Source organism: Leifsonia sp. Soil_N53, from assembly GCF_057655165.1.
In genome coordinates this window covers 25,889-45,562 of sequence record NZ_JBDGMM010000059.1, presented here as the reverse complement: position 1 = coordinate 45,562, position 19,674 = coordinate 25,889, and the positions used below count along the sequence as shown (strand labels likewise).

Genomic DNA, 19,674 nt, shown 5'->3' with positions numbered 1-19,674 from the left:
TGTGCATCCTGCGGGACCGGTTTGGCTATTCCCGGTATTTTGTCCCCCGGGCGACGCCGATCGACGTATTGCCGAGTCGGCGGCGGCGGGTGCATCATGCCGCCACGGGGGAGCCGGGAGGCCGTCCCCCGGGGTGCCGCAGCCCCGGCCGGGTCCGCGGCGGCGACGAGAGGGGTGCCGGAAATGACCGAGGCTCGAGCGACGACCGGTTGGGTCGGATGGGCGTACTTCGCGTCGATCATGCTGTTCATCGGAGCAGCGATCGACATCTTCTACGGGATCATGGCGATCATCGGGCCGAACACGGCGTACTTCGTCGGTTCCACCGCGGTCGCCTCGTTCAACGTAGCGCTGTGGGGCTGGTGGTCGCTGATCATCGGCGTCCTGCTGCTGCTCGCCGGCCTGTTCCTGCTGCGCGGCGCGATGTGGGCGCGGGTGTTCGCCGTGGTCATCGCAGCGCTGAACGCGGTCACGCAGCTCATGTCGCTGCCCGCGCAGCCGTGGTGGTCGATCGTGATGGTGACCGTCGACATCCTGGTCATCTACGCGGTGACGGTCCACGGACGGGAGCTGAAGAACTAGCGACGCGCGATAACGCGAAGACAGCCGGGGCCGGGTCATGGGCGACGCGCAGGCCACTTTCGTGGCGGTGTTCCTGTACCCCGGGGAGTCGGTCGACAGCTTCAGCAAGCGTCTCCCGATCGTGGGCGCCGGGCCGCCGGCCGTGATCCGGGCGGCCGCGGCGTTCGAAGGGGCGGCCGCCGTCGATGTCTTCCGGCTGGTGGACGCCAGCGCGTGGCCGGAGGCGGCGGCCTACCTCTACGAAGGGACCGAGCCGGGGACCGTGGCGGACGGGGACGGCGTCAGGCAGGTGTCGACGCCCGACGACTGAGCGGAGGACAGTGCGGGGCTACCGCGTGTACTCGTAGACGACCGCCGACCAGTGGTTGTCGAGCTCGTCCCAGGCCGAGTCGTCCATGTACGCCAGCTTGAACTGGAGGTTGAGCACCGGCCCGAGCACCTCCAGCACGTCCGGGCGGAACGGCATCCCCGGGGGCAGTCCGATCCCGAAGCTGTGGATGACGCTGTCGTCGGCCGCGCGCAGCCAGACGCCCCAGCCGCGATCGAGCGGCATCGCGACCACCCGGAAGACGTGCGCGGGGTCGTAGTCGGCGGGGAGCGCGTCCGGCAGGTCCGTCATGGGAACAAACTACACACTCTCGCTACCGAACGGCCTCATCCCGCTGCGCGCCCAAGCCCACCTGGTCGCCCGGGAGGGCTGCCGCAGACCGGCTGCGCCGCACCTCCGCGACCCCCGCGCAGAACGCGCACACCGCAGCGGAGAGCAGCACGATGAGTGCGTCGACCAGCCGGACCGTGCCCAGCGCGGGGCCGGGAGCCGTCGCCAGGGCGACCAGGGCCACGAGGGCCACGGCCCCCGCGAATCCGGCCAATTCCCGCATCGACTGCCCCTGTCCCGCCCGGCCTACATCGCGGCCGAGAGCTTCCGGATGAACAGCGTCTGGGTCACGATCATCCGTTCGATCTCGTCCGGGTCGACCGACTCGTCGGAGGCGTGGATGCGCGACTGCTTGGTGTCCTCCGCGCCCCACAGCAGGATGGCCGCGTCCGGCGCGACCTTCTTGATCGAGGCGACGAGCGGGATGGAGGTGCCGCTGCCGATCGACTCGACCTCCCGTCCGTAGGCCTCCCGCAGGGCGTCCATCGCTGCTGGGATCGCGGGGTGGCTCTCGTCCACCCGGAACGCGTGCCCGACCTTCACCTTCTCCACCTCGACGACGCAGTTCCACGGCCGCTGCGACCGCAGGTGCGCCATCAGCGCCTCCAGCTGGGCGTCGCCGTCCGAACCCGGGATGATGCGCATCGACAGCTTCGCCGTGACCGACGGCAGCAGCACATTCGACGCCTCGGCCGTGTTCGGGAGGTCCATCCCGAGGACCGTCACGGACGGCTTCATCCAGACCCGGTCGGCCAAAGAGCCGGTGCCCAGGAAGGCGACACCGGGGAGGATGGCCGACCCTTCCCGGTACACCGGCTCGTCCATCGCAGCCCCGTCCCATCGCCCGGAGTCGACGCCGGGGATCACCGTGTCGCCGTTCTCGTCGTGCAGGGTGTCGAGGATGCGGATCATGGCCGTCACCGCGTCCGGCGCCGCCCCGCCGAACTCGCCGGAGTGGACGGGGTTCGCGAGCGTGCGGACGGTGACGGTGCAGGCGACGTCGCCGCGCAGGGCGACGGTGAGGCCGGGCCGGCCGACCTCCTGTCCGCCGATGTCGGCGATGACGGCGGCGTCGCGGGCGAACAGCTCGGGGTGGGCCTCCACGAAGGCCTCCAGGTGCGAGATCGTCTCCTCCTCGCCCTCCGACACCAGGTAGTCGATGCCGCCCGCTGCCTGCATGGCGCTCGACGCCGTGATGACGGCGATGATGATGAAGAAGGCGTCGATCGGCGGCGACCCCGGAGGCAGCCGGAAGACGAAGACGAGGACCGCGGTCCCGACGACCCCCCAGAGCCCCAGGCCGATCCCCCCGGTCCGGACGCCGAGGACGATCGCGCCGATGACGACGCAGCCCTGAATGATGACGAGCGCGGTCTCCATGGTCGGCCTCCCCGCTCCGCCTGGCGTGTTCGGCCACAGGATGCAGCACGGCGCCCGCATTGGGAATAGGGCAAATTCGCGGATCCCGACGTTTTCACACGCCGCGAAACCGGGTGTAGCCAGAAACAGCCGCGCAGGGTTACATTCCGGTCGCCGGTCAGTGGGCCGGCACGACAGGGGAGGAACGGAAATGAGCAACTTCTGGAGTACCGTCTGGCTGTTCTTCTGGTGCTTCGCGTTCGTGGCGTACCTGTTCGCGCTGTTCGCGATCATCGGGGACCTGTTCCGCGACCACAAGCTCAACGGCTGGTGGAAGGCGGTGTGGATCATCTTCCTGATCTTCGTGCCGTTCCTGACCGCGCTGATCTACCTCATCGCCCGCGGCCGCGGAATGGCGGAGCGCAGCATGAAGGAGGCCGTGGACACGCAGGCCGCGGTCGACGCGCACATCCGCGACGTCACCTCGACGAGCAGCCCGGCCGACGAGATCGCGAAGGCGCAGGCGCTGCTGGACTCCGGCGCGATCTCGCAGGACGAGTTCGCCCACCTGAAGGCGCGGGCGCTGGGGTAGCCGGCTCGAACTGATTGACGTCGGGTGCCGCGGCCGTCCAACCCCTGGCGGCGGCACCCGCGGACTCGGTCGCCTCCGCGACAGCGGCGAGGTGGAGCGGGGATCGGAGGATCCACATGAGCGCAACACCTGGCGCCAAGCGCATGACCGTGCTGCAGGCGACGTACATCGGCGTCGGCTCGATGGTCGGCGCGGGGATCTTCGCGCTGCTGGGCGCGGCGGGCGCGGTGGCCGGAGCGGCGGTCTGGCTGTCGTTCCTCATCGCCGGGATCATCGCCCTCCTGCAGGGCTACTCGTTCGCGAAGCTCGGGTCGAAGTTCCCCTCGGGCGGCGGCATCCTCACGTTCCTGTCGAAGGGGTACGGGGAGGGCCATGTCGCGGGGATCGGCGCGTGGCTGTTCTTCACCGCGGGCTCGATCGTCGTGGCGATGATCGCGACGTCGTTCGGCGGCTACGCCAGCTCGGTCGTCACCCACTCCGACCCCACCTGGGCGAAGGTGTTCGGCGTTCTGCTCATCCTGGTGATGAGCGGGCTGAACACGATCGGGTCGGCCGCGGTGGCGCGCGTGCAGTCGGTGATCGTGAGCGTGGTGCTCGTCATCCTGGTGCTGTTCGCCGTCGTGACGATCGCCAACTGGAACCCGGCCCTCCTGGCCCCGTCGGGCTACCCGGGGTGGCAGCAGATCATCTCCAGCGTCGCGCTCACCTTCTTCGCCTTCCTCGGCTTCGGCGTCATCACGTTCACGGCGAAAGACCTGCCGGACCCGGCGCGGCAGCTCCCGAAGGCCATCTACATCGCGCTGCTCGTCGCCACGACGGTGTACGTCGCGGTGTCGCTCGGCGTGTTCGGCACGCTCACGGCGGACCAGGTGGTGAAGTACGGGTCGACGGCGCTCGCCGAGGCGGCCAAGCCGGTGCTCGGCCAGGCGGGCTACGTGCTCATGGTGGTGACGGCGCTGTTCTCGACGACCGGCGCCGTGAACGCCGGCCTGTACCCGTCGATCGGGATGACCCAGCACCTGGCGCGGGTCGGCCAGTTCCCGACGTTCTTCGGCCGCAAGTGGGGACCGTTCCCGGCCGGACTGGTGGTGATGGCGGTGCTGGCGATCCTGCTGGTGTCGTTCTTCGATCTCAACGCGATCGCCTCCATCGGCAGTGCGGTCGCCCTGCTGGTGTTCTCGGCGGTGAGCATCGGCCACCTGCGCATCCGGCGCGAGACCGGCGGCAACCTCGTGGTGCTCCTCGTCGGGCTGATCGCGACGCTCGGGACGTTCGTGATCTTCAGCACCACGACCCTGGTCGACGAACCGAAGACCGCGTTCGCGCTGCTCGGGATCCTGGTGCTGGCGGTCGTGATCGACTTCGGGTGGAAGGGCGCGGCCGGGCGGGGGGCGCGCGCGACCGGGGTGAGGGAGAAGGCGTAGGCGCGGCCCGCTGGCCGCAGCGCATAGCGCGAGCCGCGACCGGACCCGTAGGGTCGTATCGAGGGCCTCCTCCGAGGCTCCGCCACGTTCACCCAGGGCCACGACCCCGTCACTGTAGGAATAAGGAGCAACATGAGCTACGCCGTGACCAATCCCGCCACGGGCGAGACGGTCAAGACCTTCGACACCATCACCGACGCCGGTCTCGAGGCCGCGATCGCGTCGGCCGAGAACGCGTACCGCACCTGGTCGAAGGCGACCACCGTGCAGGAGCGCGCCGCCCTGGTGCGCCGGGTCGGAGAACTGCACGTGGAGCGCCGCCAGGAGCTCGCCGACATCATCGTGCGGGAGATGGGCAAGCCGGTCGAGCAGGCGCTCGGCGAGGTGGACTTCGCCGGGGCGATCTACGTGTACTACGCCGACCACGCGTCGGAGTTCCTGAAGGACGAGCCCATCCAGCTGCTCGACGGCACCGGCTCGGCGGTCGTCCGCCGCTCGGCGCTTGGCGTGCTGCTCGGGATCATGCCGTGGAACTTCCCGTACTACCAGGTCGCCCGCTTCGCCGGACCGAACCTGATCATCGGCAACACCATCCTGCTCAAGCACGCCGAGCAGTGCCCCGAGTCGGCCGCCGCGATCGAGCGGATGTTCCTCGACGCGGGCTTCCCGGAGGGTGCGTACGTCAACATCTACGCGTCGCACGACCAGATCGAGAAGGTCATCGCGGACCCGCGGGTGCAGGGCGTGTCGCTGACCGGCTCGGAGCGCGCGGGCGCCGCTGTCGCCGAGATCGCCGGCCGCAACCTCAAGAAGGTCGTGCTGGAGCTGGGCGGCTCCGACCCGTTCATCCTGCTCTCCACGGACGACCTGGACGCGACCGTGCAGAACGCCGTCGACGCCCGTCTCGACAACAGCGGACAGTCCTGCAACGCCGCGAAGCGGTTCGTGGTCGCGGACGAGCTGTACGACTCGTTCCTGGCGAAGTTCACCGCCAAGCTCGCCGAGGTGGAGGCCTCCGACCCGACGAGCGAGAGCTCGGCCCTGGGCCCGCTCTCGTCGCTGAAGGCGGCGGAGGGCCTCGATGAGCAGGTCAAGCGCGCCGTCGCCAACGGCGCGACGCTGGTGCGCGGCGGCGGCCGCAACGGTGCGTTCTTCGAGACGACCGTGCTGACCGACGTGGCCCCGGAGAACCCGGCCTCCAAGGAGGAGTTCTTCGGGCCGGTGGCCCAGGTGTTCCGGGCGAAGGACGAGGCGGACGCGGTGCGGATCGCCAACGACACCCCGTTCGGACTCGGCTCGTACCTCTACACCACCGACGAGGAGCAGGCCCTGCGGGTCGCCGACCAGATCGAGGCCGGCATGGTCTTCGTCAACGTCGTGCTCGCCGACGGCGCGGAGCTGCCCTTCGGCGGCGTGAAGCGCTCCGGCTCGGGCCGCGAGCTCGGCCGCTTCGGCGCCGACGAGTTCGTGAACAAGAAGCTCATCCGCATCGGCGGCTGAGGTCTGTCCACAGGAGGCCGGTCGCGACGCGCGGCCGGCCTCCTGTGTTGTACAGGAGACACGCGGCGGATCTCCTGCCGAACGGGGTTGGGAAGGAGATCCGTGGCGCGTCGGTCGCACTCCTGCAGGAGGGTTGGGGCGGGGTGGGGTGGAACAGGCGGTCTTGACACTTCCTCACGATCGGCGGGACCCTTTCCCCGTGCAAGAGCTGCCGATCGTCTACTGCCGCGGGTATGCCGGCCCCACCAGTCAGATCGACTCCACGGTCAACGATCCTTTCTACGGCTTCAACGAGGGCGCCACCCACACCCGGGTCAACGGCGACGGCGATCCGCTGTTCTATCAGTTCGAGGGTCCGCTGCTGCGGCTGCTGGGGGAGCGTGCGTACCAGGTGCTGGTGCGCGGCAGCCAGAAGGAGCTGCTGGCGACCGCCGTCGACGGCACACTGCCGCAGAAGTCCATCTGGATCCACCGCTTCTACGACGAGGCCGCCACCACCTACGCGGCGCCGACGCCGCGGACGGGCAACCTGTTCGACCGGGCGATCACCTGGACGGAGGACCTCGTCCGGGAGCACACCAGCGCCCAGGGCTTCGACATCGAGCAGGCCGCGCGCGAGCTGTACGACCTGGTGCTGCTCGTCCGCGAGAAGACCGGGGCGCCGAAGGTGTTCCTGGTCGCGCACTCGATGGGCGGCCTGGTCGCGCGCTGCATGATGCAGAAGGTGTGCGAGGAGGACGGCCGCATCCCGGCGAAGGACCTCGTCGCCAAGTTCTGCACCTACGCGACGCCGCACGGCGGGATCGTCTTCACCGGCGGCCTCCTCAACTGGCTGATGGAGACCTTCGGCCCGGCCGGGTCGGACATCTTCTCGCCGCCGAAGATGTACGGCTACCTCACGCCGGGCAAGAAGTTCGGCGACAAGCCGATCGGCGAGGCGTGGGACCCGCGCGTGATCCCGGCTTCGGTGTTCGACGTGGACGACGTGTTCTGCATCATCGGCACCGATCAGAACGACTACAACCTGGCGAAGCTGGGCGTCGGGCCGCGCAGCGACGGGCTCGTGCTCATCGAGAACGCCTACGTGAAGGGCGCCCACCGGGCGTTCGTCTACAAGTCGCACTCCGGCCCGTACGGCGAGGTGAACTCCGAGGAGGGCTACCAGAACCTGTCCCGGTTCCTGTTCGGGCACTGGTCCGTGCAGGTGCAGCTCAGCAATCTGCCGCCGGCCTCGGTCGTCACCGCGCGGCCGGACGTCGCCTGGCAGGCCGACCTCCAGTTGGCCATCCGCGGGCTGTCGGTGCTGATCACCGAGCAGAAGGCGGCGCACTACAATCCGGTGCAGCTCAACGCCGAGATCGCGCAGCACGCTCCGGGAGCCGTGGGCGAGGACTCGGTCGACGCGCCGATCCCGCTGGTGGGGACGTTCCTGTTCTCGAAGGAGCCGCCGAGCGACCTCCCGCCGACGCACGTGACGCCGGGGGTGGGCGACGATCCGGGGCCGGCGGTGACGGCGGCCGCCGCGCCCGCTGCGGAGGACGCGCCGGCGCCGGCCCAGCACCAGGGCTGGTGGCACCGGTTCGTGGCGTCGTTCGGCGGGGACGACGACGAGCCCGGCGCCGGCGCGGGCCGGGAGGAGGACGTCCCCCTGCAGAACCCGCTCGATCCGACGCTCCCCGGAGTGTCGACCGCTGCGATCGCGGCCGTCGCCGACGAGTTCGCGACCGCCGCGGGCGTGTCCACCACAGCAGCCACGGGCGACTACGCCCGGCTCAGCCGGGACCTCTCCCGCTACGCGCTCACCCTCCGCGTCTACCAGGTGATCACCCGCAACGGCGTCTTCGACTTCTCCAGCAACCTGGAGCAGGTCGGCGACTGGCAGGACGTGCTCATCGTCGACCTCGGCCGGTCGGCCGACGGCCGCTTCGGGGCGTGGACAGGCTGGAACAGCGCCGTGCCCGGCGCGATCAACCAGCTCGGCCAGATGACCGACGCGCTCGCACTCACCCCCGACCCGCAGGACCGGAACGTCATCCACGCGGTGCTCGACCTCCCGGAGACCGCCCGGGCGCTCCCGATCTTCGGGCCGGCCGCCCGGCTGACGTTCACGATCACGAACCGGGACCGCGAGGCGTAGGCACCGCATGACCGCCGCTGAAGCCCTGAACGTCGAGGATCGGCACCACCCGCACCACCACCACGGCTGGTGGTGGAAGACCCTCCTCGCCGGGCTCGGGCTGTGGATCGTCACCATCCCCGTCACGGCGTTCACCGGCAACACCAACCTCGCGCCGACGCTCATCCTGCTGGGCAGCTTCCTGGTGCCGTTCTGCGTCGTGCTGTTCGCGATCGAGCGGGTGACCGGGTCGATCAGCGCTGTGGCTGGTGCCGCCCCACTATCGCCGGGCTGAGGCGGCGGTCGAGGCCGGGGCCGCGGCTGCGACCGGGTCGCCCGCGGCCATGGAGCCGCCGGAACAGGGCGCGCTCCCGCCGCCGTAGCCCGTCAGGAGCGCGGCTCGGGAGGCGCGATCGGCCCCGGCCGGTCGGCGTACGTGCGGCCGGTGACCACGAGCCGGAGGATCGCGGGGGCGACGTCGTAGCGTTCCGCCAGCTCGGCGAGCGGCGTGCCACCGGCGTACGCCTCGCGGATGCCGCGCACCTCGTCGTCGCCGAGCCGCCTCCGGTGCGCCTCCGCGATCGGGCCGCCGTGCCGCGCGTGCGAGCTCCCGCGCACGATGAGGCTGACCCGTTGCTGGCTGGTGCCGAACCGGCGCGCGATCTCGGTCTGCGACACCCCGGCGCTGTGCAGCCGGCGCATCTGGACGACCTCGTCGGAGTCGTCGCCGGTCGCGTCCTCCACCCCGGTCGTCGCCCCGCGCACGACCGACGCGATCGTCCAGTGCGAGACGCCGAAGCTGTCCGCGATCGCGTGCCGGTCCTCGCCCGCCTTGACCCGCTCGCGGATCCGCTCCACCTGCTCGACCGTCAGCGGCCGGGCGCGGGTCGCCGCCGAGCTGGTGAGCGGTCCGCCGACGTCGGCGAACGCGCGGCCGGAGGCGATGTTGGAGACCATCTGGTGCGAGATGCCGTACCGCTCGGCGACCTCCGCCCGCCCCGTGCCGGCGGCAACCGCCTCGCGGATCGCCACGACCTCCGCGCTCGTCACCTTGCGCGCCCTGCCCGGCATGATCGGGCCGCCGGCGTCCTGCCGCGACCTCCCGGTCACCAGGCTCGACACCGTGTTCTGGCGCACGCCGTACTCTGCCGCGAGCTGCACCTGCCGGGCGCCCGCCGCGTACTTCTCGCGCAGCTCGCGCACTTGCGCGTCGGTCAGCGGGACAGAGGCCATGAGCCGAGAGTATCGGGGGCGCGGGGCGTGCGGAACAGGTCGGTGCGGCGCGGGGCCGACCCGCGGCTCACTCGGGCTGGACGCGCTTGGCCAGCGGAGGCAGTGGATCGCCGCCGGCGGCCAGGCGCGCGCGGTTGGCCTCCCGAAGCACCGCCCAGGCGTCGGCGACCGGGCCAACGTGCGCCAGCTTGTCGGGGTTGAGGACGGTGCGGATGGTCTGGACGCCGCCGCCGACGATCTCCAGCACCATCGCGTTCACCACCCGGCCGTCGCGGTCGCGGAAGACCGCGCCCGGCTGGCCGTTGACCTCGTGCGGCTCGACCGACCCGCCGATCGCCGCGAACGGCCCCGCCATCGCGACCAGCACCGCTGCCACCTTGTCCGCTCCGACGATGCGCCGCGCCCATTGCGGCGCCTTGCCTCCGCCGTCGCCCACCATGTCCACGTCGGCGAGGAGCAGCGCGCGGAGCGCCTCCACATCGCCCACACGGAACGCGTCGAAGAACCGGGCGGCGAGGTCCTCGCGCTCGGCCCGGTCGGCGTCGAAGCGCGGCCGGCCGTCGTCCATGTGGCGGCGTGCCCGCACCGCGAGCTGGCGGCAGGCGGCCTCCGACCTCCCGACCGCAGCCGCGATCGCCGGGAAGTCGAACGCGAACACCTCCCGCAGCACGAACACGGCGCGCTCCAGCGGGGTGAGGCGTTCGAGCAGGAGGAGGGCGGCCATCGAAAGCGAGTCCGCCAACTCGGCCGAGCGCTCCGGGTCCTGATACGGGTCGGAGAGCAGCGGCTCCGGGAACCACGGCCCGACGTAGGCCTCCCGCCGCACCCGCGCCGAGGAGAGCACGTCGATCGACACGCGCGTGACGATGGTCGACAGGTAGGCCTTGACGGACACGGGCTCGACCTCCGCCGCCTGGTAGCGCAGCCAGGTCTCCTGCACGGCGTCCTCGGCCTCCGTCACACTGCCGAGGATGCGGTACGCGATCGAGAAGAGCAGGGGTCGCAGCTCCTGGAAGCTCTCGTCGGCGCCCGCTCTCATCTCAGCCCCTCCGCGAAGCCCTGCCGCCACGACGGGTAGCGCAGCTCCCAGCCCAGTACGCGCTTGGCCTTCGCGTTGGAGAAGCCGCGGCCCTCGGTCATCATGATGACAGCCTGGTCGCCGGCGGCGATCCGCGCCAGCCACACTGGGATCCGCAACGGAGGTTTCGCCCCCGCCGCCTGGGCGAGGTACGGCAGCCACTCGTTCGCCGGCGCCGGATCGTCGTCGACGATGTCGAACACGCCGGTCGCGTCCCGTTCCAGGGCGAGGACGGTCGCCGCGGCGGCGTCGTCCAGGTGCACCCAGGAGCTGTAGCCCTGGCCGCGGCCGACGAGCGGGTACTGGCGCCGTCGCACCAGCTCGACCTGGTCGTCCGTCGCGCCCGGCCCGTAGAAGGAGCCGTAGCGCAGCACGGCGCCGCCGAACGCGGCGACAGAGTCCTCGACGTGCTTCATGGCGCGCATCCCCGGCTCCGCGGGCGTCCCCGCCAGCAGATCGAGCGGGTCGGCCTCCGTCTTCACCCAGCCGCCCTCGCGGATCCCGTTCCAGCTCGCGTACCCCTGTGCGAGGAACCGCGTCACGCCCTGGGCCTCCGCTGCGGCGAGCAGGTGATCGGTGCCCTCCGTGCGCAGCCGGTTGGTGCCGGCGAACCATCGGTCCGGATGCTTGAGGTCCGGTTTGCCCGCGTGCGCGGGGTTGATCGCGGTCATCTGGTGGATGATCGCGTCCGGCTCGGCGGACGCCACGGCCTTGCCGACGGAGGCGCCGTCCAGCCCGTCCATGACCACGCCCTCCGCGCCCATCGCCGCGATCGTCCCGAGCTTCGCCGCGCTCGTCGTCGACGCCGTCACCGCGTGGCCGCGCGCCACGAGCTCCGGCACCAGCCGCCGCCCGAGCACGCCGCTCCCACCTGCCACGAATACCCGCATCGTGTCCGCCTTCCTGGATACCTTGTCTGCGTACACCCCTCCAGACGGGATGGCGGGCGTGGGTGTGACATGGCCTCTCGCCGGCCGGGCAGCGCCGCTGCCCGCTCTCAGATCGGGGCATCCCCGCCGCCGCCTCCGGTCGCTAACCTGGCGGCGAGCACAGCGGGAGGCAGCCATGAGCGAGAACGGGCGGGGCCGGGTGGTCGTGCAGTCGGCCCAGTGGGGATTCTTCTTCTTCATCGCGTACATCGGCGCGGCGGTCTACTTCGTGTCGGTCTCCGACGGTTCCTTCTGGGGCGTGGTGTGGGGACTGCTGGAGGCCATCGTCTGGCCGGCGTTCGTCGTGTACCACGTGCTGGTGCTGCTGCACGTGTGACGCGCGCCGCCGGGTGTCGGCGGCCACCCCTAGGGTGAGTCCATGACGCCGCCCGCACCTTCCGCAGCGACGACCGAGCTGATCGTCGCCGACGCCGCCGCCTGGCGTGCCTGGCTCGACGCCAACGAAGACGCCTCCGACGGCGTGTGGCTGGTGCTGGCCAAGAAGGGCACGACCGAGCCGACCTCCCTCAGCTACGCGCAGGCGGTGGACGAGGCGCTGTGCAGCGGGTGGATCGACGGGCAGAAGCGCAGCCGCGACGAGACGACGTTCGTCGAGCGGTTCACGCCGCGGCGTTCCGCGTCGCTGTGGTCGCAGCGCAACATCGGGCTGGTGGAGGCGCTGATCGCCGAGGGCAGGATGCGCGCCGGCGGCCACGCGGAGATCGAGCGCGCCAAGTCCGACGGCCGCTGGGAGCGTGCGTACGCCTCGTCGCGCACGGCGGAGATCCCCGAGGACCTCGCCGCGGCGCTGGAGGTCTCGACGGCGGCCGCAGCGACCTTCGCGACGCTCAACGCGGCGAACCGCTACTCCGTCATCCACCGCATCATCACCGCGCCGAGCGCGACCAGCCGCGGCAACCGCCTCGCGAAGCTGATCGGCATGCTGGAGGCGGGCGAGACGCCGCACCCGCAGTAACGCCGCGGGTACAGTTCCGCTATGGACACACGCACCGCCCGCCCCGAGGACGTGGACGCGATCACCGCCACGATCGCGCTGGCGTTCCGCGGCGATCCGGTGTGGGGTCCCGCGCTCCTCGCCGCGGACGGCGGCACGGGCCACCTCCTCCCGTTCTGGCGGTTCTTCGTGGCGGGCGCGGTCGGCCACGGCACCGTCTCGGTGACGGACGGCCCGGCTGGGGAGGTCGCGGCCGTCGCGGTCTGGCTGCCGCCGGGGGTGGACGAGCTCACCCCCGAGCAGGAGCACGCCGTCGACGAGCTGATGGCCTCGACGCTCGCGCCCGAGCGCTATGCCGCCTACGAGCGGTTGTGGACCCTGTTCGAGGAGGCGCATCCGCACGAACCGCCGCACATGTACCTGAGCCTGCTCGCGACGCATCCTGACCATCGCGGGCACGGGATCGGCCAGCTGCTGCTCGCGCAGGACCTCGCCCGCTTCGACGCCGCGGGGCTCCCCGCCTACCTGGAGTCGACGAACCCGGCGAACGACCATCGGTACGTCCGCGCCGGGTTCCGGCCGGTGGGCGGCTTCCGTGCGGTGATCGACGGCGCCGCCGTCACCACGATGTGGCGAGACCCGGTGCGCTCCTGACGCGCTCGGCGGCGACTCGGGGCTAGACGCTCCCGCTGCCCCTGATGGATCCTCGGCGGTGACGGTGCGATTCGAGCGCCGGACGGCGCGAAGGAGAGACCCGAATGCAGCAGAACGACCCGACCACCTCCATCGCCGACGCCAACCGCGCGCTGCTCGGCACGCTGCCGTTCGCCGACACCGGCGACTTCGACGACGCCGACCGCGGCTTCCTCGGCACGCTCGATGATCCGGTGATCCGCGACGCCGCCGGAAAGCCGGTCTGGGACGCGTCCGCCTACGACTTCGTCGACGGGGACGCGCCGGAGACGGTCAACCCGAGCCTGTGGCGTCAGTCGAAGCTGGTCGCCAAGCACGGCCTCTTCGAGGTGGTCGAGGGCGTCTACCAGGTGCGCGGGCTGGACCTGTCGGTGATGTCGTTCATCGAGTCCGACAACGGGGTGATCCTCGTCGACCCGCTGATCTCGAAGGAGACCGCGGCGGCCGCACTGGGCCTCTACCGGGCCCACCGCGGCGAGCGGCCCGTGGTCGCGGTCATCTTCACCCACAGCCACATCGACCACTTCGGCGGTGTGCTCGGAGTGGTGGAGGCTGCGGATCTGGAGGCCCGCAAGGTGCTGATCGTGGCGCCGGAGGGGTTCCTCGCCCACGCCATCTCGGAGAACGTCTACGCGGGCACGGCGATGGGCCGCCGCGCCGGGTACATGTACGGGGCCGCGCTCGACAAGGGCCCGTCGGGTCAGGTCGGCGCGGGCCTCGGACAGACGACCTCCACCGGCGACGCGGGCATCCTGGTGCCGACCGTGGACGTACGGGAGACCGGCGAGACGCGCACCATCGACGGCGTCGAGATCGAGTTCCAGCTGGCGCCGGGCACCGAGGCCCCGGCCGAGATGCACTTCTACCTCCCGCGCTACCGCGCGCTGTGCATGGCCGAGAACGCGACCCACAACCTCCACAACCTGCTCACCCTCCGCGGTGCGCTGGTGCGCGACCCGCACATCTGGTCCGCCTACCTGACCGAGGCGATCGAGCGCTTCGGCGACCGGTCCGACGTGCTGTTCGCCTCGCACCACTGGCCGACCTGGGGAGCCGACCGCATCCGGCACTTCCTCGGAGTGCAGCGCGACCTCTACGGCTACCTGCACGACCAGACGCTGCGCGGCATCAACCGCGGCTTCACCGGCGCGGAGATCGCCGAGGAGTTCGAGCTCCCGCCCGCGCTGGTGGCGGAGTGGAGCACGCACGGGTACTACGGTTCGGTCTCCCACAACGTCAAGGCCGTCTACCAGCGCTACATGGGCTGGTTCGACGGGAATCCCGCCCGGCTCTGGCCGCACCCGCCGCAGCCGCTCGCCGAGCGCTATGTCGCGGCGATCGGCGGCGTGGACCGCGTGGTGGAGCTCGCGCAGGAGGCCTACGACACCGGCGACTTCCGCTGGGCGGCGACGCTGCTCGACCACGCGGTGTTCGCGGACCCGGGCCACGACGCGGCGAAGGCGCTCTACGCCGACACCTTGGAGCAGCTGGCGTACGGGTCGGAGAACGGCACCTGGCGCAACTTCTTCCTCTCCGGGGCGACCGAGCTGCGCGAAGGCAACTTCGGCACCCCGACCACCCCGGCGTCGCCGGCGATCCTCATGCAGCTCTCGCCGGAACAGCTCTTCGACGCGGTCGCCATCCGCGTCGACGGCCCGCGCTCCTGGGACCTCGACCTGGCCTTCGACATCACCTTGACCGACCTGGGCCGCAGCTTCCACCTGACCCTGCACAACGGCGTCCTCGTGTACGTGGAGCGGGAGCCGTCGGGGGACGCGCCCCTGCACCTCACACTGACGAAGCCGCGCCTGCTGCGGCTGGTCGGCGGCGACACGGAGTCGGACGGGCTGACGGTGGAGGGCGACCTCGGTGTGCTGACGGCGCTGGTCGCGGTGCTGGACGACGGGGACCCGGGGTTCGACATCGTGCTGCCGTAGGGGGAGGGAGCGGCGCGCGCTGAGCGTGCGCTGCGTTCGAGCGCGGGGCGGATGTCCCGCCCCGCCTAACCCGCGGTCACCCCTCGGCCGGCCCCGCCGCCTCGCCGCGTCCTTCGGCCAGCGCCTCCGCCACCGCCTGCTCCACGGTGAGCTCCCGGCCGGCCGCCATGGCGCTGGCGACCCGGTCGTGGTGGGGCCCGGCGAGCAGGTCGTCCAGGTAGCGCTGGTGGAAAGTGAACGTGGGGCCGTTGTGCAGGCCGCTGCGTTCCCGGAGCGCCTGCGCCGCTCCTGCCAGCATCCCCGCCCGCTCGTCGTCGTGCGCCAGCGCCGCCACCGCGACCATGCCCTCCAGCCCGTACGCGATGCCCTCCGGATGCCCGACCGCGGCGGAGATCGTGACGCTCAGCGCGAAGTCCGAGCGGGCCGCGGCCACATCGCCCAGCATGAGCTCGGTCCAGCCGAGGTGGTACGACGCGATCCGCTGGCCGACGCGGTCGCCGGACCGATTGGTGAGCGCCAGGCTCGCCGCGAAGTGGTCCTGCGCCTCCATCAGGTCGCCTTCGCGCAGGGCGACGCGTCCCAGCAGCACCAGCGCCATCGACTCGCCCCAGGCGCTGCCGGTCGACCGGTAGAGCGCGAGCGCGGCCTCCATGACTCGACGGGCGCGCGCGGTGTCGGGTGTGTCGCCGGCGAGCAGTGCGAGTGCCAGCGAGATGGAGGCGATGCCTTCGCCGTTCGGGTCGCCGGTGCGCCGGAACAGTTCGATGCTCTCGGTGAGGTCGGCGGCGACGCTGCCGTCCGGGTCCTTCCAGAACATGATCGTGCGGCTGAAGTAGAGCGCGATGGCGCGGGTGTGCGGGTCGAGTTCGTCGCCGGAGGTCAGCGCCTCGTCCATCCACGTCCGCACCTCGCCGAGGAGGCCGGTGACCCACCAGTACAGGTAGAGGCTGAAGGCGAGGTGCGCGGCTCGATCCCAGTCGCGGCCGTCGAGCAGGAACCTCTCGGCCGCCCGCAGGTTGTCGCGCTCGTCGCCGAGCCGCTGCATCCACGTGCGCTGCCCGGCGCCGCGGAGATCGTCCTCCGCGTCCTGGGCGAGGGCGAGGAAGTAGCGGGCGTGGGCGTCGCGCACGGCTGGCTGCTCGCCGCTGCGGGCGAGCTGCTCTCTCGCGTACTCGCGGACGATCGCCTGCATGGAGAACCGTGGCCGGTCGTCGCTGTCGTGCTGACCCACGAGGCTGCTGTCGACGAGCGCGGCGAGGTTCTCGAGGACGTCGCCGTCGACGACGTCCGCGTAACCGGCGTCGTCGTCGCCCGTGCTCGGGGCGGTGGACGCGCTGCCGCCGACGAACTCCGCTGCCTCCAGCGTGAACCCGCCCTCGAACACACCCAGCCGGGCGAGCAGCCTCCGCTGGTCGCTGTCGAGGAGCTGCGTACTCCACTCGATCGTGCGCCGGATCGTCTGCTGGCGAGCGGGGAGGTCCCGCGGCCCGCCGACCAGGACGGACAGCCGCCGATCGAGGCGGTCCAGCAGTTCGGCGGGGGAGAGCACCCGGACCCGCGCCGCCGCCAGCTCGATGGCGAGCGGCACGCCGTCGAGGGCGGCGCAGACGCGCTCGACGGACTCCTGATTGTCCGGCGTGATCTCGAAGTCGGGTTTGACGGCATGGGCGCGCTCGACGAAAAGGTTCACCGCCTGCTCGTCCGCGAGCGGTCCGACGTCGTAGCTCTGCTCGCCGCTGATGCGCAGCAGCACGCGACTGGTGACCAGGATGGCGAGCTCGGGAGCTCCGGCGAGCAGTGCGGTGAGCGCGGGCGCGGCGTCGACCACCTGCTCGAAGTTGTCGAGGACGAGCAGGATGCTGCGGTCGCGCAGGGCGGTCGCCAGGTTCTCCATGATGGGCGCGTCGCCGGTGTCGCGGACGCCGAGGGATTGCGCGATGCGGCTGGGGACCCGTTCGGGGTCGTGCACGGCCGACAGGTCGACGAAGACCGAGCCGTCGTCGAAGTCGGGTGCCGAGGCGCGTGCCGCCGCGATCGCCAGCCGGCTCTTCCCGATCCCGCCGGGCCCGACCAGCGTGACGAACCGGGTCCCGACGGCGAGCATCCCGCGGATCTCGGCGATGTCGCGCTCGCGGCCGACCAGCCCGGTGAGCGGCACCGGCAGCCGGACGGGATCGGCGACCGCCGGATCCGGCCCGGACCGTGCGATCGGTTGGAGCGACGGATCGGGCTCGTCGACGAGGACGGGCCGGCTCTGATCGAAGCGCTCGGCGAGGAGGATGGCGAGGTCGGCCTCCACCAGCTGGGCGAGCTCCTTGGTCGTCTCGAAGTATTTGTAGGCGGCTCGATCGTCCTCGCGAATGCGGTTCAGGAGGCCGGTGAGCCGCTCATCCCGGTGGTCGGACGCTTTGACGTAGAGCAATCGCGGCACATCGTCGGGGCAGAGGTTGTACTCGTCCTCGAGGCCGGACACCTGTTCGTCGGGCGCCACCCAGCCGTAACGCTCCCAGTAGAGGCCGAGGAAGACATCCGACTGCTGCAAATAGGCGCGATACAGCTCGCGCGGCGGGTGCGGCCGAGCACCGAGCTCGAACATGACGGGCGCGAGGTGAAGCCGCTCGATGGCCGTCCGGGCGGCCCGTCGTTCTGCGGCCAGCTCCTGCAGGGTCGAGGAGACGAAGATCCGTAATCGTTGATCGGGCGTCCGGATTACGTGAGGGTGGCTCATGTTATGTCATTGTGTGGGGTTCGTGTGGAAATGTACAGAGAGCGAATGCTGCGAATTCGCGCTCGTTGGCGCGTGTAGGCGGACGGATGTCGCGGTCGCGGGGGCCCTTCCCCCACCTTTCCCCCTCACCGCCGCCCGGCCGCTTTCCCACCCTGCGGTGTCGCGTCCACCCCCTTCACCGGACCGCACCGCACCTGCGCCGTATCGCAGGCGGCGACATCCGCGTCCAACCTGTTCTGCTGCCAGCCGCTCACGAAGTCGGCGTGTCCTGTCACGGGCGGACCCTGGGTGTTCGGTCCGGTCGAGAGCGTGATTCCCGAGCCGCTTGTTGTCGGGTACGTGACATGGAGGACGAGCTGGGGGATATGCACCGGGTGCGAGGCGGGGCATCCCGTTCGTGTGGCGTAGACCGCGCCGGAGCGTTCGCGACCGTTCATGGTGTGCCCGTCCCAGCAGTTCGGGAAGGTGATGATCAGCCGCACCTGCGAGCCGGAGGGACAGTCGTGCGGCAGGGCGGCCCTGCCTGGTCGCGGATCGGCCGTCGTGGTGGTGCATGTCCAGTCGACCACTGACGTGCTCTGCGGAGCGGTCGCGGTCTCGTTCCCCGCGATCAGGCTGATGCCCTCCGGCATCGTGCGGGTGGAGGACGCACTGGCTGCAGGTGTGCGCCAGTAGAGCAGGGTGCGTTGCGGGACCAGCGCCCGCCCGTTCTGATAGATGACCGGCGTCCAGTAGGCGGAGGAGTCGGCTGAGGTCGAGCAGGTGGTGGAGCCGGCCCGGAGCATCGCAGCCGTCGAGGAGGCGTTCACCGCGGGATTGCCGAAGAAGTCGTGCTGCATCGACATCCCCGTCATGCCTGGCATCATGATGGGGTCGTTCGGCGCGGTCAGGGAGCGAGTGCAGGTGTCGGTGAAGATGCCCGGGTTGGCCCCGCCCGCGGGGAAGCCGGTCGTGTCGACGCGAGGTGGGGGCGCGGACGACGCGACCGTCGCCGCCGTCGCAGCCGCGGCGCCCGCGGCCAGGACGAGTGCGACGCCGAACGCGATGAGCAGGGCGATCGGGCTGCGGAGGCGGAACCAAGTGGGCATGAGGCAAGTCAACGACTGAAGTGTTCGGTCGATGAGAGCGGAATGTAAGGAAACGGTAAGGGTGTGGGGAATCGGCTCTCCGCCGGGACGCGACCAGGGAAGATGGTCAGATGAGTGAGGAGAGAGGGCTGGTGCTCGTCGTCGAGGACGAGGCGACGATCGTCGAGCTGGAGCGCCTCTACCTGTCCGGCGCGGGCTTCGGGGTCCACGTCGAAGGAGACGGACGGGAGGCGCTCGCCGCGGTGGAGCGGCTGCGCCCGGCCGCGATCGTGCTCGACGTCGGCATCCCCGGCCTCGACGGCATCGAGGTGTGCCGCGCCCTGCGCGCCCGCGACGACTGGACGCCGGTCATCTTCGTGACGGCCCGCGACGACGAGGTCGACCGCGTGCTCGGTCTCGAGCTGGGCGCCGACGACTACCTCACCAAGCCGTTCTCACCGCGCGAGCTCGTCGCGCGGGTCAAGGGCATGGTGCGCCGGGCGGCCGGGCCCGTGGCCGCCCCGACCCGCAGCGTGGGCGGAGTGCGCATCGACGGCGCGCGCCGCCGGGTGGAGACCGCTGCAGGGAGGGTCGAGCTGACGGCGACGGAGTTCGACCTCCTCGACCGGCTGATGAGCCAGCCCGGGCGCGTGTTCTCGCGTGAACAGCTGCTCTCCTCGGTGTGGGGGGTGGCCGACTACAGCAGCAGCCGCACCGTCGACGTCCACATCGCGCAGCTGCGGGTGAAGCTGGGCGCGGCCGCGGAGATCGTGCGCACCGTACGCGGCGTCGGGTACAGCGTCGCGGACGAGAGCTGAGCGCG

Annotated in this window: 20 protein-coding genes; 12 read left to right on the top strand and 8 right to left on the bottom strand. The window is 71.1% G+C overall.

All coding sequences use genetic code 11. The features are described 5' to 3' along the window. Nucleotides 1-183 precede the first annotated feature (183 nt). Nucleotides 184-582, top strand: a complete 399-nt coding sequence (locus AC3A3H_RS09565; RefSeq protein ID WP_487614331.1) for a DUF7144 family membrane protein — start codon at nt 184-186, stop codon at nt 580-582. Between the two features lie 37 nt (nt 583-619). Next, nucleotides 620-892 (top strand): hypothetical protein, encoded by a 273-nt coding sequence (locus AC3A3H_RS09560; RefSeq protein ID WP_487614330.1) that lies wholly within the window; start codon nt 620-622, stop codon nt 890-892. Between the two features lie 18 nt (nt 893-910). On the opposite strand, the gene AC3A3H_RS09555 is transcribed toward AC3A3H_RS09560, so the two are convergent. Genes AC3A3H_RS09555 through AC3A3H_RS09545 form a run of 3 tightly spaced genes read right to left on the bottom strand, consistent with a single transcriptional unit; the run spans nt 911 to nt 2,620 of the window. Continuing rightward, nucleotides 911-1,201, bottom strand: coding sequence for a hypothetical protein (locus AC3A3H_RS09555; RefSeq protein ID WP_487614329.1), 291 nt, complete (start codon nt 1,199-1,201; stop codon nt 911-913). Between the two features lie 22 nt (nt 1,202-1,223). Further along, nucleotides 1,224-1,463: a hypothetical protein gene (locus tag AC3A3H_RS09550; protein WP_487614328.1), complete on the bottom strand. Its 240-nt coding sequence runs from the start codon at nt 1,461-1,463 to the stop codon at nt 1,224-1,226. 23 nt (nt 1,464-1,486) lie between these two features. Next, nucleotides 1,487-2,620, bottom strand: a complete 1,134-nt coding sequence (locus AC3A3H_RS09545) for a M20/M25/M40 family metallo-hydrolase (protein WP_487614327.1) — start codon at nt 2,618-2,620, stop codon at nt 1,487-1,489. Between the two features lie 190 nt (nt 2,621-2,810). Here AC3A3H_RS09545 and AC3A3H_RS09540 point away from each other — a divergent pair, with 190 nt between their 5' ends. From AC3A3H_RS09540 to AC3A3H_RS09520, 5 genes are all read left to right on the top strand, one after another. Then, nucleotides 2,811-3,191 carry an SHOCT domain-containing protein gene (locus AC3A3H_RS09540; protein WP_487614326.1) on the top strand — a complete coding sequence of 127 codons (381 nt, stop codon included), beginning with the start codon at nt 2,811-2,813 and terminating at the stop codon, nt 3,189-3,191. Between the two features lie 116 nt (nt 3,192-3,307). Continuing rightward, a complete protein-coding gene (locus tag AC3A3H_RS09535) occupies nt 3,308-4,615 on the top strand; it encodes an APC family permease (RefSeq protein WP_487614325.1) in 1,308 nt (435 codons plus the stop codon). A 132-nt stretch (nt 4,616-4,747) separates the two neighbouring features. After that, complete coding sequence (locus AC3A3H_RS09530; RefSeq protein WP_487614324.1) at nt 4,748-6,115, top strand: NAD-dependent succinate-semialdehyde dehydrogenase; 1,368 nt, start codon at nt 4,748-4,750, stop codon at nt 6,113-6,115. Nucleotides 6,116-6,314: 199 nt separating this feature from the next. After that, nucleotides 6,315-8,252, top strand: coding sequence for an esterase/lipase family protein (locus tag AC3A3H_RS09525; RefSeq protein WP_487614323.1), 1,938 nt, complete (start codon nt 6,315-6,317; stop codon nt 8,250-8,252). Between the two features lie 7 nt (nt 8,253-8,259). Next, on the top strand, nt 8,260-8,526 hold the full coding sequence (locus AC3A3H_RS09520) for a hypothetical protein (RefSeq protein ID WP_487614322.1): 267 nt from the start codon (nt 8,260-8,262) through the stop codon (nt 8,524-8,526). Nucleotides 8,527-8,618: 92 nt separating this feature from the next. On the opposite strand, the gene AC3A3H_RS09515 is transcribed toward AC3A3H_RS09520, so the two are convergent. The 3 genes from AC3A3H_RS09515 to AC3A3H_RS09505 form a co-directional block, all read right to left on the bottom strand. Further along, nucleotides 8,619-9,464: a hypothetical protein gene (locus AC3A3H_RS09515; protein WP_487614321.1), complete on the bottom strand. Its 846-nt coding sequence runs from the start codon at nt 9,462-9,464 to the stop codon at nt 8,619-8,621. Between the two features lie 67 nt (nt 9,465-9,531). Then, nucleotides 9,532-10,503, bottom strand: a complete 972-nt coding sequence (locus AC3A3H_RS09510; RefSeq protein WP_487614320.1) for an RNA polymerase sigma-70 factor — start codon at nt 10,501-10,503, stop codon at nt 9,532-9,534. Then, nucleotides 10,500-11,432 carry an NAD-dependent epimerase/dehydratase family protein gene (locus AC3A3H_RS09505; protein ID WP_487614319.1) on the bottom strand — a complete coding sequence of 311 codons (933 nt, stop codon included), beginning with the start codon at nt 11,430-11,432 and terminating at the stop codon, nt 10,500-10,502. Before AC3A3H_RS09505 ends, AC3A3H_RS09510 begins: the two co-directional genes overlap by 4 nt. A gap of 175 nt (nt 11,433-11,607) precedes the next feature. Here AC3A3H_RS09505 and AC3A3H_RS09500 point away from each other — a divergent pair, with 175 nt between their 5' ends. The 4 genes from AC3A3H_RS09500 (at nt 11,608) to AC3A3H_RS09485 (ending at nt 15,056) form a co-directional block, all read left to right on the top strand. Further along, nucleotides 11,608-11,808 carry a hypothetical protein gene (locus AC3A3H_RS09500; protein ID WP_487614318.1) on the top strand — a complete coding sequence of 67 codons (201 nt, stop codon included), beginning with the start codon at nt 11,608-11,610 and terminating at the stop codon, nt 11,806-11,808. A 42-nt stretch (nt 11,809-11,850) separates the two neighbouring features. After that, complete coding sequence (locus AC3A3H_RS09495; RefSeq protein WP_487614317.1) at nt 11,851-12,447, top strand: YdeI/OmpD-associated family protein; 597 nt, start codon at nt 11,851-11,853, stop codon at nt 12,445-12,447. A gap of 21 nt (nt 12,448-12,468) precedes the next feature. Then, nucleotides 12,469-13,080, top strand: a complete 612-nt coding sequence (locus AC3A3H_RS09490; protein ID WP_487614316.1) for a GNAT family N-acetyltransferase — start codon at nt 12,469-12,471, stop codon at nt 13,078-13,080. A gap of 104 nt (nt 13,081-13,184) precedes the next feature. Further along, nucleotides 13,185-15,056, top strand: coding sequence for an alkyl/aryl-sulfatase (locus AC3A3H_RS09485; RefSeq protein ID WP_487614315.1), 1,872 nt, complete (start codon nt 13,185-13,187; stop codon nt 15,054-15,056). Nucleotides 15,057-15,132: 76 nt separating this feature from the next. Here AC3A3H_RS09485 and AC3A3H_RS09480 read toward each other — a convergent pair whose 3' ends face one another. Both AC3A3H_RS09480 and AC3A3H_RS09475 read right to left on the bottom strand, forming a co-directional pair. Further along, complete coding sequence (locus AC3A3H_RS09480) at nt 15,133-17,784, bottom strand: DUF4062 domain-containing protein (protein WP_487614314.1); 2,652 nt, start codon at nt 17,782-17,784, stop codon at nt 15,133-15,135. Nucleotides 17,785-17,909: 125 nt separating this feature from the next. After that, nucleotides 17,910-18,872, bottom strand: a complete 963-nt coding sequence (locus tag AC3A3H_RS09475) for a DUF1996 domain-containing protein (protein ID WP_487614313.1) — start codon at nt 18,870-18,872, stop codon at nt 17,910-17,912. 110 nt (nt 18,873-18,982) lie between these two features. Between AC3A3H_RS09475 and AC3A3H_RS09470 the strand changes: the two genes are divergently transcribed. After that, nucleotides 18,983-19,669, top strand: coding sequence for a response regulator transcription factor (locus AC3A3H_RS09470; RefSeq protein WP_487614312.1), 687 nt, complete (start codon nt 18,983-18,985; stop codon nt 19,667-19,669). Nucleotides 19,670-19,674: the final 5 nt, after the last annotated feature.